The 14,562-nt window shown below is 58.9% G+C and carries 11 protein-coding genes and 1 pseudogene; 8 read left to right on the top strand and 4 right to left on the bottom strand.

Annotated elements, in window-relative coordinates; translation table 11 throughout:
- The first annotated feature begins 3 nt into the window (after positions 1-3).
- The 5 genes and pseudogenes from ACSQ2Z_RS24195 (at position 4) to ACSQ2Z_RS24215 (ending at position 5,196) form a co-directional block, all read left to right on the top strand.
- Positions 4-1,518, top strand: coding sequence for an NADH-quinone oxidoreductase subunit C (locus ACSQ2Z_RS24195; protein WP_436083750.1), 1,515 nt, complete (start codon positions 4-6; stop codon positions 1,516-1,518).
- Between the two features lie 12 nt (positions 1,519-1,530).
- The gene (locus tag ACSQ2Z_RS24200; protein ID WP_436083751.1) at positions 1,531-2,070 is read left to right on the top strand and encodes an NADH-quinone oxidoreductase subunit B family protein; all 540 of its coding nucleotides are present in this window, start codon (positions 1,531-1,533) and stop codon (positions 2,068-2,070) included.
- Positions 2,071-2,157: 87 nt separating this feature from the next.
- Positions 2,158-2,430, top strand: coding sequence for a helix-turn-helix domain-containing protein (locus ACSQ2Z_RS24205; protein ID WP_436083752.1), 273 nt, complete (start codon positions 2,158-2,160; stop codon positions 2,428-2,430).
- A 131-nt stretch (positions 2,431-2,561) separates the two neighbouring features.
- Positions 2,562-3,311 (top strand): annotated as a pseudogene (locus ACSQ2Z_RS24210) (YoaK family protein); the annotation flags it as partial.
- An 886-nt stretch (positions 3,312-4,197) separates the two neighbouring features.
- Positions 4,198-5,196: an AraC family transcriptional regulator gene (locus tag ACSQ2Z_RS24215; RefSeq protein WP_436084141.1), complete on the top strand. Its 999-nt coding sequence runs from the start codon at positions 4,198-4,200 to the stop codon at positions 5,194-5,196.
- A 270-nt stretch (positions 5,197-5,466) separates the two neighbouring features.
- On the opposite strand, the gene ACSQ2Z_RS24220 is transcribed toward ACSQ2Z_RS24215, so the two are convergent.
- Both ACSQ2Z_RS24220 and ACSQ2Z_RS24225 read right to left on the bottom strand, forming a co-directional pair.
- Positions 5,467-6,723: an ABC transporter substrate-binding protein gene (locus ACSQ2Z_RS24220; protein WP_436083753.1), complete on the bottom strand. Its 1,257-nt coding sequence runs from the start codon at positions 6,721-6,723 to the stop codon at positions 5,467-5,469.
- A 50-nt stretch (positions 6,724-6,773) separates the two neighbouring features.
- On the bottom strand, positions 6,774-8,873 hold the full coding sequence (locus ACSQ2Z_RS24225) for a putative bifunctional diguanylate cyclase/phosphodiesterase (RefSeq protein ID WP_436083754.1): 2,100 nt from the start codon (positions 8,871-8,873) through the stop codon (positions 6,774-6,776).
- 720 nt (positions 8,874-9,593) lie between these two features.
- On the opposite strand from ACSQ2Z_RS24225, the gene ACSQ2Z_RS24230 reads away from it, so the two are divergent.
- The gene (locus tag ACSQ2Z_RS24230; RefSeq protein ID WP_436083755.1) at positions 9,594-10,031 is read left to right on the top strand and encodes a hypothetical protein; all 438 of its coding nucleotides are present in this window, start codon (positions 9,594-9,596) and stop codon (positions 10,029-10,031) included.
- Positions 10,032-10,394: 363 nt separating this feature from the next.
- Here ACSQ2Z_RS24230 and ACSQ2Z_RS24235 read toward each other — a convergent pair whose 3' ends face one another.
- Both ACSQ2Z_RS24235 and ACSQ2Z_RS24240 read right to left on the bottom strand, forming a co-directional pair.
- On the bottom strand, positions 10,395-11,393 hold the full coding sequence (locus tag ACSQ2Z_RS24235) for an ABC transporter permease (protein WP_436084142.1): 999 nt from the start codon (positions 11,391-11,393) through the stop codon (positions 10,395-10,397).
- 43 nt (positions 11,394-11,436) lie between these two features.
- Positions 11,437-12,204: an ATP-binding cassette domain-containing protein gene (locus tag ACSQ2Z_RS24240; RefSeq protein WP_436083756.1), complete on the bottom strand. Its 768-nt coding sequence runs from the start codon at positions 12,202-12,204 to the stop codon at positions 11,437-11,439.
- Positions 12,205-12,389: 185 nt separating this feature from the next.
- On the opposite strand from ACSQ2Z_RS24240, the gene ACSQ2Z_RS24245 reads away from it, so the two are divergent.
- Complete coding sequence (locus ACSQ2Z_RS24245) at positions 12,390-13,370, top strand: NAD-dependent epimerase/dehydratase family protein (protein WP_436083757.1); 981 nt, start codon at positions 12,390-12,392, stop codon at positions 13,368-13,370.
- Between the two features lie 43 nt (positions 13,371-13,413).
- Positions 13,414-14,400, top strand: coding sequence for a substrate-binding domain-containing protein (locus tag ACSQ2Z_RS24250; protein ID WP_436083758.1), 987 nt, complete (start codon positions 13,414-13,416; stop codon positions 14,398-14,400).
- Positions 14,401-14,562: the final 162 nt, after the last annotated feature.

Consider the following 14,562-nt stretch of genomic DNA (forward strand, 5'->3'; position numbering starts at 1 on the left):
GCAATGCCAGCGCTGACCGATCTGATCCTGGAAGGCCGCCCCGTAGACGACCATCATCCCTGGCCACGCACTGTCGTCGATCCGACAACCTGGACCTCCGCAGCCCTGGCGCTTGCAGAGGAACATTGGACCCTGCTCGGTCTCTGGGGCGAAACGAATGCCGTGCACATGGCGCTGCTTGAAAAGCCGGCGGGCGCGATCGGCATCATCAGCCTGGAGGGATTGGAAGGCAGCTACCCCTCTGTCGCACAGCACCATCCGCCGGCGTTGCGCCTGGAACGCGCGATCCGTGATCTGGTCGGATTGGAACCACAGGGCTTACCTGACGCGCGTCCATGGCTCGATCACGGTCGCTGGGACATGCGGTTTCCGTTGGCAGATCGCGCGGCGCCGGTGATCAAGGCGGCGCCTTACGAATTCCTGCGCGCCGAGGGCGAAAGCCTGCATCAGATTCCTGTCGGTCCGGTGCATGCCGGCGTCATCGAGCCGGGGCATTTTCGATTCACCGCCTACGGCGAGACGATCGTCCGTCTCGAAGAACGGCTCGGATATGTTCATAAGGGGATAGAGGCGCTCATGGCAGGAGCAAGCCTCGACCGGGCGGTGCAACTTGCTGGGCGCACGTCCGGCGACAGCACAGTTGCCTATGCTTTCGCTTTTTCGCGGGCGGTCGAGGCCGCCGTCCAGCTCGAGGTTCCAACGCGGGCCGCCTGGCTGCGCGCGCTGATGGCCGAGCTCGAACGGCTCGCCAACCATATCGGCGACATCGGCGCTGTCTGCAACGACGCTGCGTTTCCACTCATGCATACGCATTGCGGCGTGCTGCGCGAGCGCATACTGCGCGCCGCCGACACCGCGTTCGGCCACCGCCTGATGCGCGACCGCGTCAAGCCCGGCGGCGTCACCACCGACTTGGAGGATGACGGGATCGTCGCCTTGCTGTCCCTGGTTGCAGAGATCCGCCAGAAGTTCCCGGCTTTGGTCGAGCTCTATGACAATACCGCATCACTTCAGGACCGGACCGTTGGCACCGGCATGCTCAGGCCGGAGCTTGCCCGCCAGTACGGTGCTGGCGGCTTTATCGGGCGGGCGTCCGGGCGCAGTTTCGACGTGCGGCGCGCGCTTTGCTACCCGCCCTATGACAGCCTCGTCTTTGATATTCCGGTGCTCAGCGAGGGCGATGTCAATGCCCGCGTATGGATTCGCATTCGCGAGGTCGAACAGAGCCTATCGCTCATCGAGCAGATCCTGGGCCAGCTGCCAGCTGGTCCGGTGCGCACCGAAATCTTGGACATTGGTGAGACACGCGAAGGTCTGGCTCTTGTTGAAGGTTTTCGCGGCGATGTGCTGATCTGGCTCCGCCTCGGCAAAAACGGCAGGATCGACCGCTGCCATATGCGCGACCCGTCCTGGTTCCAATGGCCGCTTCTGGAAGCTGCGATCGAAGGCAACATCGTCGCCGACTTTCCGCTCTGTAACAAGTCTTTCAACTGCTCCTATTCCGGTCATGATCTCTGAAGGCAGGCCATCATGCGCAAACTCCTCCTTGAAAGTCTGATCCGAGTGCCCCTGACCGAGCGAGCTCCGCCTCGCTCGGACGCCGCAATGGATGAGCTCGCTGCTGCCGTTGACAAAGCTGCCCGCCGGCATCTCGGCCACAGCCTGTCGATCCGCGCCGTCGATGCCGGCTCGTGCAATGGCTGCGAACTGGAGATGCACGCTCTTAACAATGCATTCTACGACATCGAGCGCTTCGGGATCCGCTTCGTCGCTTCGCCGCGGCACGCAGATGTACTTCTGGTTACTGGACCGGTGACCAAGAACATGCGCGAAGCTTTGGAACGGACATATGATGCCACACCTCATCCGAAATGGGTGGTCGCGTTGGGTAGCTGCGCGCGCGATGGCGGCTGCTTTGCCGATAGCTATGCTGTCGTTGGCGGCGTTTCGACGGTCATACCGGTCGATCTCCATATTCCAGGTTGCCCGCCGCCACCGGCAGATATCCTTAAAGGTCTGCTGGCATTGCTCGAGCATGCGGATATGGGAGGGCCTACGTCGCGACGATAATCAAGTATTTTCACTTTATATTGATGTTTTATATGTCAATGATAATAGTCGAAACATGACTCCTTATAGACTGACACGGAATACCTGATGATCACCGCCGCCCAGCTTCGTGCCGCCCGCGCACTCCTTGATATCGACCAGAAAACCATGGCCGAGATGGCCGGTGTTTCGCTGCCGACGATCCAGCGAATGGAAGCGAGCCTCGGCAATGTGCGAGGGATCGTCGACAGCCTTACCAAAGTCATCGAAGCGCTCAATCGGGCCGGTATCGAACTGCTCAGTGAATACACGCACAACGACGGTGGCGGACGCGGCGTTCGGTTCCGGCGCGCAGGGACGCCTTCGGGCGAACCTGGTTAGATCAGGGGACGTGGCTCTCTCTCTCTCTCTCTCTCTCTCTCTCTCTCTTTCGATCTTGGAATCCCGATGAGCCCGTGCTGGCACTTCCTCCTTCGTCCCAGCCGATCCGCGTGCTGCGGCGGCGTTCACTCATGATCCCGTATCTGCGCCGCCTGACCGGACGAGAACGAAGCGACAAGGCTGACCGGCACCTCGCACGGTTTTTGACATTTGTCGCAGGCGCGGCCAATGCCGGTGGTTTTCTGGCGGTCCAGCAATACACCTCCCATATGTCCGGCATAGTTTCATCAATGGCCGACAATCTGGCGCTCGGCGATATCGGGCTGGTGCTTTCCGGGTTGGGTGCCCTGTTGTCATTTGTCGCAGGAGCCGCCTGTTCGGCGATGCTTGTTAACTGGGGACGGCGTCAAGGTCTGCAGAGCGAGTATGCGTTTTCGCTCGTCCTGGAAGCTGCCCTGCTGATCTGCTTCGGCCTGCTCGGTGGCCACCTTGCGCGTCAGGAAGGACTGTTTGTGCCGACGACTGTCGTGCTCTTGTGCTTTATCATGGGGTTACAGAACGCCATGATCACCAAACTGTCGCAGGCGAGGATCCGGACGACGCACATCACCGGCCTGGTCACCGACATGGGCATCGAACTCGGCAAGTTGTTCTATTGGAACGTGTCGCAGCGTAGCCCGGAGGCGCCATTTGTTCGGGCAGATCGTAACAAGTTGAGACTGCTGGCATCGTTGGTCACACTGTTTTTTGTCGGAGGTGTCATCGGTGCAATGAGTTTCAAACATATCGGCTTCGCGGCGACGCTGCCTCTCGCGGTCATTTTGCTTTTGCTCGCTGCAGTGCCGGTTCTGGACGACGTGTCTATCGGCGTGAGGCGGCGTCGGCAATAAGCGGCATCGGCCTCTAGTTGTAGGCGATCGTGTCGCCGTTACGCGGGCGTGTCAGAAAATACTGCTCATATGCGTAGGCGCCGTTTCCGGTAAAGCTTCCGACAGCCTGATAAAATCGTGCCAAGCTTGTACTCGACGCGCGTCACAATCATCTGCACATCTTCTTCCCGCAGGTCCTCGGGAATTTCGATGGTGAGTCCTGCCGATCGAGAGAGCCGTCGTGCCATAGGCCGACGACCATCGGCACGGTACAGATCGCGGCCGAGATGGCGACATTGCCCCGCCTGTCGGCGATCATCGACTTCATCCATGAAACGGGGCGATTGCACCAGAAGCAAGAGTGGATTTCATTACGCCCGGGGACCTTTTCAGCTTGTTGAAGGCCGATGATCCACGATGAAGCTTATTCATCAGTCAACGATGATATGCCCGTACTGGCCAGATAACGCAGCAATATCCGTTCCGCGCAAAAAAATGCGCGCCGATTCCGTTTCGGCTCCAGCTCTTTCTGCTTGCGGACAAAGTCAGCGGCATCTGACATCGTCTCAAACGTTTCCTGGCCGAGAAGGGATCGGAGATGGAGGCTGGCACCCGGTTGCGATAATGACTTCAGGAAGGCGCGCCGCTGACAGATATCTGCAAGCGCGCGGAACCAATGCGGTTTCGCTGGCCGGCCGTCGCATCCCCTCATGATGTTTTTCGCTTATTATGGATATAAGTTGCGCAAATGGGCCGATGCTGCAGCCGATAATGCGTGCGGGCCTATATTCAACTCAACTTAATCGTATGATAATTGGAGGTTGGCGGTCTGCACCCCATGCGGCCCGGTTTAGGTATCGCTCGAGTTCCCAGGGGGCTCGTTCTTTTTGGAGCTCTGATGAGGTACGTTACTCATTCTGCCTTCCATGTCGTGGAAGCCGATGCTGACGAGATGTCGGAGCACGATGCAAAGACCCCCGCCCAAGTGGAGCTCTTCAAGCCGCGCCAACGAATCTCTGTCGAAGACCGGCATTATGCCGCCGGGCGCTACAGCGTGTGGAACGGCAGATGCCATTCCGGCATGAAGGTTGCGCTCGCCGGTGCGCCAGACGCCTACGTCCTCTACCTCCCGTTCTCGGGCGCCATGGAGACAGACGTTGGCCGGCACCGCGTCGTATCTACGGCGACGACAGGCTTTTTTGGTGACATCTCGCGCTTCGAAAAGCTGGTACTGCAGGAAGACCGGAGCCATATCGGCATGGCATTCGAAAAATCGGCAATAATACAGCAACTGAGCGAACTGCTGGACGGGCCAGTCACGGACAGCATCGAATTTGCCAGCACGGTGGATCTTACAACGGTGAAAGGCTCACGGTTGGCGGCCCTTGGAACCCTTGTCTGGAATTGCCTTGACGTCGATGATGCCGATCAGCTGTCGCCGGTCGCCATCGAGCGTCTGTTCCAGACAATGATGACCGTGCTTCTGGAGGTAGTTCCGAACAACTACATGCCGCGGCTGATACGACCGGTTTCTCCCGCTGTGCCCAGACGATTGAAAAGAGCGATCGAGTATATGTATGCCAACGTATCGCGCGCGATAACCGTCGCGGATATCGCGCGCGAAGCCGGCACCAGCGTGCGGGCGTTGCAAGCTTCTTTTCAGCAGTTCAAAACCACCACGCCGTTGAATTATTTGCGGATAATCCGACTCGAAGGCGCTCGAAAAGCCCTGGCGGACGATGCCAATTCCCTGTCTATTGCCGATATCGCACGGAACTGCGGGTTTTCACATATGGGCCGCTTTGCGGCGGCCTACTATGAAGCCTTTGGAGAAACGCCGTCAGAGACAGCCAAGATGTGCTGGAGCGAGGCCAAGAAACGCAGCGTGGCCGAGTAGGGGACTTGGGAGATCAGTGCGCACCGCGCCCGCCATGCCTGCAGCCTGGTTAAAGGCCTCGCGGCCATCACGAACGACGGACAAAACTGAAACCGCCCGTCGGGTGACAAGATCGATGGGCGGGTATCACTTTCAGGCATGCGGCCTTCATGGCCGCAGCATTTACCGCCCGAGATTGCCGCGACCAATGTCGAACCTCAATGCGGTGCGGTAGCCCAGTCATCTTTCTCCTTATCCTGCGGAACGTGCGCTATCCGGACTCCAGCCTTTTCAACGCTGCGCGAGGATCTCGTGCAGCCGATGCTGTGCCATCTGAGGCGTGATGGTCTGGTCGTTGAAAAATTCCGTGAGAACACCGATCCAGCCTTCCGACATCTGCGCCGGCATGGCCATGGACTGGGCACTAACCCCGCCTTTCTTCTCAGCGATCATTTTCAAACCGAGCTGGCCACAGCGATCGAGCCCGCTTGGATCAACGTCGGTGCGCGCCGGGAGAGAGCCCTTGATGCGGCTGAAGGCCACCTGATTGTCGCGGTCGAGCACCATGCGGGCGAAGGCCCGCTGCGCCTCAGCGGCTTCTTCGCGGTTCGTCAGCGGAAAGGCAAAGGCATCGATGTCCAAAAAGTAGGCAATGGCGGTGCCGGGTACCAGGCTGCAACCAAAGTCCTTGTCAACAGTGTAACCGCGAGCCACCAGCTCACCCTTTGCCCAGTCGCCCATGAACTGCATGCCGGCGTCACCCTGCCCGACCGCCGCCGTGGCATCCGCCCACGTCTTTTGCTCGCGCGCCGCGCTTGGCTCGACATAACGGGAGATGCGGCGCAGCATCTCCAGCGCTTCGATCATGCGCGGGTCGGTGGCCATGACCTGGTCGCCGCTGATGATGCGGGCATATCCCTCGGGTCCAAGCTTCTGATACATGATGTTGTTGAAAATCAGCGATATTTCCCAAGGGCCTCCGCCAATGGCGACAGGCAGCCGGCCACTCGCCTTGATCTTGTCGGCAGCGGCGAAGATCTCGTCCCAGGTCTGCGGCGTCGCCAAGCCCAAGTCCCGGAAGACAGCCTCGCTTGTCCAGAGCCAGTTCTCAGCGTGGATGTTGGTCGGCGCGAAATAGATCTTGCCGTCATAACTAATGCGGTCGAGCACGGTGGCAGGCAATACGTCGCGCCAATTGTCATCCCGGGCCACCTCTTCAATGTCCAGCACAATCCCCATTTCGGGAAGCTCGCGCGAGCCCTCATTGGCATTCCATTGCATGACCGCCGGTGCGTATCCATTTGCAACGCGCTCGCTGACGATCCTTTGCACCTCCACCTTGTTCCTGCCCGGCATATCGGCCCATTGCCGACCGGCCGCGGCCCACGCATTTCGAAAAATGTCGAGCGCCGCCGATTCACTTTTCGAGACCCAATAATGTACGACATCGACTGCCATACCCTCTTCGGCAGCCACTGGCTGTCCCTGGCACAAATTCGCAAGCACAACAGTCGCGGCGAAACAAAACTGGCTTGCCTTGTTCTTCATCAGAGTCTTCCTTTCAATTGAGAAAAATCAAGTACCGTCCGCCCAGCCGTCTAGCCGGCGGTTCGGCGGATGTGACGGGCCGCAGCACTCATCGCGGGCTCAGCGGCCGCGAGCCTCTTCGGCAGACGCTCGCTCGCCACCTCGGCGGGTTGCGGTTTGGCAAAGAAATAGCCCTGGCCGATCTCACAGCCTGCGTTGACGAGGAAGCGTCGCTGCGCGTCGGTCTCGATGCCTTCGGCGACACAGCGTTTGCCAAGATTGCGGGAGAGGTCGATCATGGCGCAAACGATCTGCTCCGAGCGCGTGTCAGTCCCTATGTCCGCGACGAAGCTGCGGTCGATCTTCAGTTCGTCAAAGGGAAAGTCACGCAGGTGTACCAGCGACGCAAATCCGGTTCCAAAGTCGTCGAGGGAGACTGAAAGGCCGTGTTCGCGGAAGCGCGTCACCGTCTCGAGGATCCGCTCCGCATTGCGATTGAGGAAGACATCTTCAGTCACCTCTACTGCGAAGTCGTGCCAGTCGAGGCCGTTTTCCCGAATGACCTCGGCGAGCATCTCGTGGCCATCCTCGCAGACCAGAAGCGCCTCGGGCAGGTTGATCGCGATCGGCCCGGGTACCAGCCGGGCGTCTTTCCAGGCCCTCAGATCACGGGCGACGATTTTTGCCACGGAACGGGTCATGCCGCGGATAAGATGCGGCCCTTCCATTAATGGGAGGAAGCGGCCCGGGGCCAGTATGCCAAGGCTGGGATGGCGCCAGCGCACGAGCGCCTCAAAACCCAGGTGCTCTCCCGTCCGCAGATTGACCTTCGGCTGGTAGTGCACGACGAATTCGTTGCGATCGACCGCAACGATGAGTGCGAGGGATAATTGGTTTTCCTCCAGCCGCCGCGACAGCGCCGCTTCGTCGAATATGATGGCGGTGTTGCGTCCGCTCTTGGCCGTGTAGAGCGCAAGGTCGGCAACACGCATCAGGCTCGGCTCATCCGTTGCATGATTGGGCGCGACGGCGCCCCCGATGCTGGCCGAGACCCGCAAGGTGCGGCCCTCGAAGAGAAAATCCGCCGCGATCGTTTCCACGGCGCGGTTGGCGATGCCCGCAAGCGCGGCTTCATCATAAATTCCGGGCAAGAGCACTGCGAATTCGTCGCCACCCAACCGGGCAACAAAGTCATCGGAGCGAAAGACCCTCCGGAGCGCGCTCGCGACGTGACGCAACACCGCGTCACCGGCCGGATGTCCGAAGCCGTCGTTGATGCTTTTGAAACGGTCGAGGTCCACGAGCAGTACGGAAAAGCCGGTGCCGTTTTGCCTTAATTTACTGAACAGATTACCGAGGGTGTCGCTAAAGGCAGACCGATTGTGAATCTCCGTTAGCGCGTCGGTATGCGCAAGTTGCTTCAGCTGATCCTCGAAATCCATCGTCCGGCGGTGCTCATTACGCAACTTCTTCAGAAGAGGGCTGAACAAAAATGCGCTGGCCAGAGCGAGAGTGGCCGCGATCAACGCAAGAAGGGAGGTGCTGATCACCTTGGCGTTGTCGATGCTGATCTCGCTGCGATCGTGAGCGTGGTGGATAAGGTCGCTAAACTGGCGGTTCAGGGTGCCTTCCGAAGAGACGGCAAAGTCGATCGGGCCCCAAAAGGTATAGCGTAGCCGCCGTTCCTCGTTCTTGGCGGCAGCCACCTTTTCGGCACGCCGGAGGAAGTCTTCGAGGCGTCGGTTGAGGTCGACCCGCAACAGTTCGGAACTCCCGTCGCGAGGGGTGAGCTTCTCGAGAAGATTCTGGCCGATGCGACGGTGGAGTTCCTCCAGTTGTTCGCTCATGGTTCGAATGTCAGTGACGGCTTCGCGGATGTCGTCGATCATCGGTGCGATAATGTATTCCGGCATGTTGGGATCGGTCGAGGCTCGCATCAGCGCCCGCGTTTGGTTGGCGAGCTGCTGGAAACGGATGAACTGGCTGCTGGTCAGGGAACTGATGTCCTGCTGGAGCGAATGACGATCAAGGGCGACCATAACCGTCAGATATGTGGCGCCGATGAGTAAACTCATGACCACGACGGCTTTGGTATAGTTTCGCCCGATGGATTTGATGTAGCTTTCAAGGGAAGATAGCGGCTTGGTCAGCGGGTTCGATAATTTCAGCATCTTATCGGTGACCCTCGCCGGGAATTGGATCCAGATGATCGCGCCACGCCCCCTCTCATCTTTGTCACGCTCAACTTTGCTCCACTCCCCTTTTGACGGTGGTTATGCCAGCGTCTCGCTCCCGCCTGTTCGATGCCACCTCAAACTGCACGTTTCTTTTTTTAACGCGTTTGGTGCCGGATACATCTTGCCGTCGACGCAATCCCGAAAGCATCAGGATATGGCGTTCCATACTTTCGGTGAGCCAAAATTGGGGTAAGCTGGCTAAAGGAACCTTAAAGAAAGACCTGGCCTTCCCGGATCGGAACAGTAAGTGCGCGTTCTGTATAATATTCGCGCTTTCTGACCATCCGCGCGGACTTTGCATCGTCCGGATGAAAGGTCTTCAACGATCAAGTGGCGTCGCACCGACAGGCGGCGCTTTCGGCTGTCACATAGCTCTTTCGGCTGATGGAAGGTCGACATAATTTATAAAGGCGTCGGTGCGCACAGCGGAAGCCACGCGGTCTCATTTTCCTGAAAAGCAAAGCTTCTCTTGATTCTGGCGCCGAATGGTTAACAGAACCCTACCCGCGGGACGCTGCTGTGACTGGCGGGGTGCCAACTCGCGGCGGTCCGAATCTTCCGCAAGGCCAATCGTGATTGGACTTATTCCCTCGTCCGAGTCACGCTGAAGAAAGAAAGAAAGGCCGGAGCATCAATCGTTCAATGGAGGGCGAAATGAAGCACCATGAATTCGAACAACTGCAGAATCTTGCCAGGATCAACCAGGATTACCCTCATCACGTCATGCCGCGCGACAAGCGTCTGCAACGTTGGGCGGAACTCCTCGAAGCAGACCCGCAGCGGCTTCTCTCGACGCTGCACGAAACCGAATATCAACCGCACGCCGTGCGCGCTGCCCTGCACTGCGACAACTCGGCGATCTCGGTTGCCTTCAACGATCCTGTCCTTCGGGCCGCCGGGATGAAAAACGACACCTACGGAGAAGCGAAACGGTTTTTCGAACTGTCCGACAGGCAATTGCACAGAATCGTCTGCTACTGCCATTTCGGCGCGACGGTCAGCGCTGAGACGACCGCCCGCTATATCCGGGCAAAGCATGTCGACAGGCAGGAGGGCATTTGGGCTCGCCTGCGCGAAATGTTCGTTGGCTAAGGCGGCAAGGTGGCGTTGTCAGCTGATCCGCGAAGCCATTGCGGAGGCGTCCGAGAAGAAGTCGGACATTTTCGTATACGGATCGCGCGTCTTGGCCCGATGAAAAGGCCCGGTGCGGATGTTGTTCTGCCTCGATGAGAGGCGAACCTCGGCTCACCAACTCGTCGAGTAGCGGCGCGAATGCTGTTACAGACGAGAAGGTTGGTGTGTTGCCAGTTGCCACTCGGCTGCTTTGAAGAAACCTCAAAGCAGCGCATCAAATCGTTGGCTTGGGTGTTCTTAAAAACAATCGGCATTACCAGTTCGCCTGCGGCCCGATACCTTATGGGTGAAGAGAGATGCCAAGGATTTGACGGTACCCTCCTATTCACTTTGTCTGAAATTGCGAATCCGATCGAAGAGAACGGCAAGCACGATGGCGCCGCCGATAAATGTGCCTTGCCAGAAGGCGTTGATTCCCAGCAAGCCGAGACTGTTGCGGATCACCTCGATCAATGCTGCCCCGATCAACGCGCCGAAGGCGGTACCGACGCCACCGGCGAGATTGGCGCCGCCGATGACGGCAGCGGCAATGACCTGGAGTTCCATTCCCGCACCGATGTTCGTCGTGACGGCGCCGAGCCAGCCGGTTTGAATGATGCCGGCGACCCCCGCCGACAGGGCGGAAATCATGTAGACCGCGACCTTGATCCGTTGCACGGGAACGCCGGTGAGCGTGGCAGCGTGCTCATTGCCGCCGATAGCAAAGACGTAGCGGCCAAATCTGGTCCAGCGCAGCACGAAGCCGGTGAGGAGCGCCAGCACGATCATGTAGAGGACCGGGTTTGCGATACCGAAGAACCATGCGCCGCCGCCCAACGCCAGCAATTTGTCGTGATCCGGCCCGAACTGGAAGACGACCGTATTGTTGGACGCAACCATCGCCAGACTGCGGGCAATCGAAAGCATGCCGAGCGTAACGACGAATGGCGGAAAGCCCAGATAGGCGATCAGTACGCCGTTGAACGCTCCGACGACAAGAGCCGTGCCGATCGAAGCGGCGATGCCTACCTCGATGCTGTAGCCGGCATGCATGACAACCGCCAGCACCATACTGCACAGGCAAAGCACCGATCCCACCGACAAGTCGATCCCGCCGGTAATGATGACGATCGTCATGCCGAGCGCAATGATTGCAACAAAAGTGACGTTGCGTGTGATGTTGTAAAGGTTCTTCGCCGTGGCAAAGGAGTCGGTGGCGAAGGAGAGGAAAATGCAGGCGAGGATGACAGAGAGCAAGATCCAGATCGTCTGACTGCCAAGCATCGCCCCGAGCCAGTTCTGCTGCTTTTGTTTGATCGTCTGATCAAGGGTAATTGTCATCATCGACCTTCGTTTCCAGCGGGGTACCGTTAGGTTGCTTTGATCATACCTGTTCGATCGCGCCGGTGATAAGCCCTGTTACTTCCTCAGGCGAACTTGCCGCAATCGGCTTGTCGGCGACCTTCCTGCCGCGCCGCATCACGATGACGCGGTCGGCGACGTCAAAGACGTCCGGCATGCGGTGACTGATCAGAATGACGGCGATGCCTCGGTCACGCAAGTGGCGGATCAGGTTGAGCACCTCCGCCACCTGCCGCACCGAGATGGCCGCTGTTGGCTCGTCCATGAGCACGATCTTCGCTTCGGAGAGCATGGTGCGGGCGATCGCGACCGCCTGTCGCTGGCCGCCCGACATCTGCTTGACGAGGTCGCGCGGGCGCGTCTCCGACTTTAGCTCCCTGAAAATTTCGCCGGCCCGCCGATACATAGCCTTATAATCCAGCACCTTCAGAGCCCCGACACCGCGGCGCAACTCGCGCCCCAGAAACACATTCGCGGCCGCAGTCAGATTATTGCACAGTGCAAGATCCTGGTGAACAATCTCGATGCCATGCTGGCGCGCTTCCACCGGGCGGTGAAGGGCGAGTTCTCGGCCGTCCATATGCATGGTTCCGTGGCTCGGCCTAAAATTGCCGGCGATCATCTTGACCAAGGTGGATTTGCCGGCTCCGTTGTCGCCCATGAGGCCAACCACCTGGCCCGCCTCGAGCACAAACGAAACATCATTGACCGCCTGGATGGCGCCGAAATGTTTGGAAATGTTGGTGAGTTCGAGAACTGCCACCAGCCTTCTAGCCTCCGAAGTCCGCACTTGCCCGTGGAGCCATCGCGCATCCCCTTCCCGATTTTCTTCCCAGGAGAAGAGTCGCAAAACCTCGCGGCAGCGTCAACCAATTGTACTATGGATCAAACTATATCTCATCATGTCTCATTTGTAGTATAAATATCCATTGACGTGCATAGCGCGCGGATATTAGCTGTTTTCGGGAGGAGAGCATGCTTATCCTTGTTACCGGTGCTACGGGCAAGGTCGGGCGGCGATTCATTGCTGGGCTGCTTGACGATCCGCGATTTTCGAATGCGCGCATACGTGCCCTTTGTCATAACCGGCTGTGCGATGAGACCGACCGGATTGAGGTGATGCGCGGTTCGGTCGCCGATCGAGCTGTCGCGACTGCGGCAATTGCCGGCATTACCCATGTCGTGCATCTCGCCACCTGCAAGGAGACGCCGTCCGACGTCATGGACGTGACGGTCAAGGGCCTCTTCTGGCTGCTCGAGGCGTTTCGCCTAAGCACCACCGCGCGCCAGTTCATCCTCATCGGCGGCGATGCCGGGATTGGTCATTTTTACTATCGCCACGAAGGACCGATTACCGAGGACACGCCGCACAGCGCCTATCCGGGAAGCTACGCCCTGTCCAAGGTACTGGAAGAGGTGATGCTGGAGCAGTTCGGTATCCAGTATGACTTGAACGGTTGTTGTCTGCGTGCGCCGTGGATCATGGAAAAGGATGACTTCAAATACACGTTGTCCTTTGGCGATGATGTGTTCGGCGGGCCTGACTGGAAAACACTCGTTCCGGAAGCCGACGCGAGACGTTACGCCATCGAAGGCACTGTGCCACTGCTGCGCGATGCCGACGGGCGTCCACTGAAGCGCAACTTTGTGCATGTCGATGACTTGGTCGGCGCCATATTGGCCGCCATCGACAATCCACGCGCGAAGCGGCAACTCTTCAACATCAGCATGGACCAGCCTGTCGACTACGGTGAAGTCGCCGGCTACCTCGCCCGCAGCCGCGGCCTCGATTCGGTCGATATACCAAGCCAGTTCCATTCGAACTGGATGGACAACAGCAAGGCCAAGTACCTGCTGGATTGGCGACCCGACTACGATCTGGAATTGCTTATCGACTCGGCCTGGAAGTACGAGCGCTCACAGGATGACCCTCGCATCGTCTGGTATCCGGGTTGATGTGGCGGGCACGCCGTGCCCGTCTGTATCAAGGGAGGAAGGCATGAGGAAGATACTATTGCTAAGCGTTGCCGTTATGGCGCTTTGTGCCGGACAGGCTCTGGCCAAAAAGCAGCTTGTCATCGTCGTGAAGGGGCTCGATAACCCGTTCTTCGAGGCAATCAACCAGGGTTGCCAAAAATGGAACAAGGAAAACCCGGACTCGGAATACGAATGCTTCTACACCGGCCCAGCCTCGACCTCTGACGAGGCCGGAGAGGCGCAGATCGTCCAGGACATGTTGGGCAAGGCCGACACCGCGGCGATCGCCATCTCGCCGTCCAACGCCAAGCTGATCGCCCAGACGCTGAGGACCGCCAATCCGACGGTTCCGGTGATGACGCTGGATGCGGATCTTGCCGCCGAGGACTCTGCATTGCGCAAGACCTATCTCGGCACCGACAACTACTTGATGGGCGCGCGCATCGGCGACTACATCAAGAAAGCCAAGCCAAACGGTGGCAAGATCTGCACGATCGAAGGCAATCCGGGCGCTGACAACATTCTACGTCGCGCCCAAGGCATGCGCGATACGCTGACCGGGCAGAAGGGGCTGGCGGAACTGAAGGGCGAAGGCGGTTGGACGGAGGTCGCCGGCTGCCCGGTCTTTACCAATGACGACGGGGCGAAGGGCGTCCAGGCGATGACCGACATCCTTGCCGCCAATCCCGATCTCGCCGCCTTCGGCATCATGGGCGGCTGGCCGCTGTTCGGCGCGCCACAGCCGTATCGCGATCTGTTCAAGCCCATGGCCGAAAAGATCGCCAGCAACGAGTTCGTCATCGGCGCTGCCGACACGATCGGCGACGAGGTGGCGATCGCGCGTGAAGGCCTGGTGACGGCACTCGTCGGCCAACGGCCATTCGAAATGGGCTACAAGGCACCCTCAGTGATGGCGGACCTGATCGCCGGAAAGCCGGTTGAAGATCCGGTGTTCACAGGTCTTGATGAGTGCACCAAGGATACAGTCGATACCTGCATTCAGAAGTAACCGCGCCGTTCGGAGCGCCTCAGCCCATGGGCGCTCCGAACGGCCATGATGATCCTGAAACGACTGGAACCAAGGACAGCGACCGCCAACAGGAGCGTCAGCCTGACGAGGCTTCCGGCAAAACGTTGAAAATGACCGCAACGGAACCGAATGCGGCCATTT

The organism is Pararhizobium sp. LjRoot235 (assembly GCF_964254145.1).
Taxonomy (GTDB): domain Bacteria; phylum Pseudomonadota; class Alphaproteobacteria; order Rhizobiales; family Rhizobiaceae; genus Pararhizobium.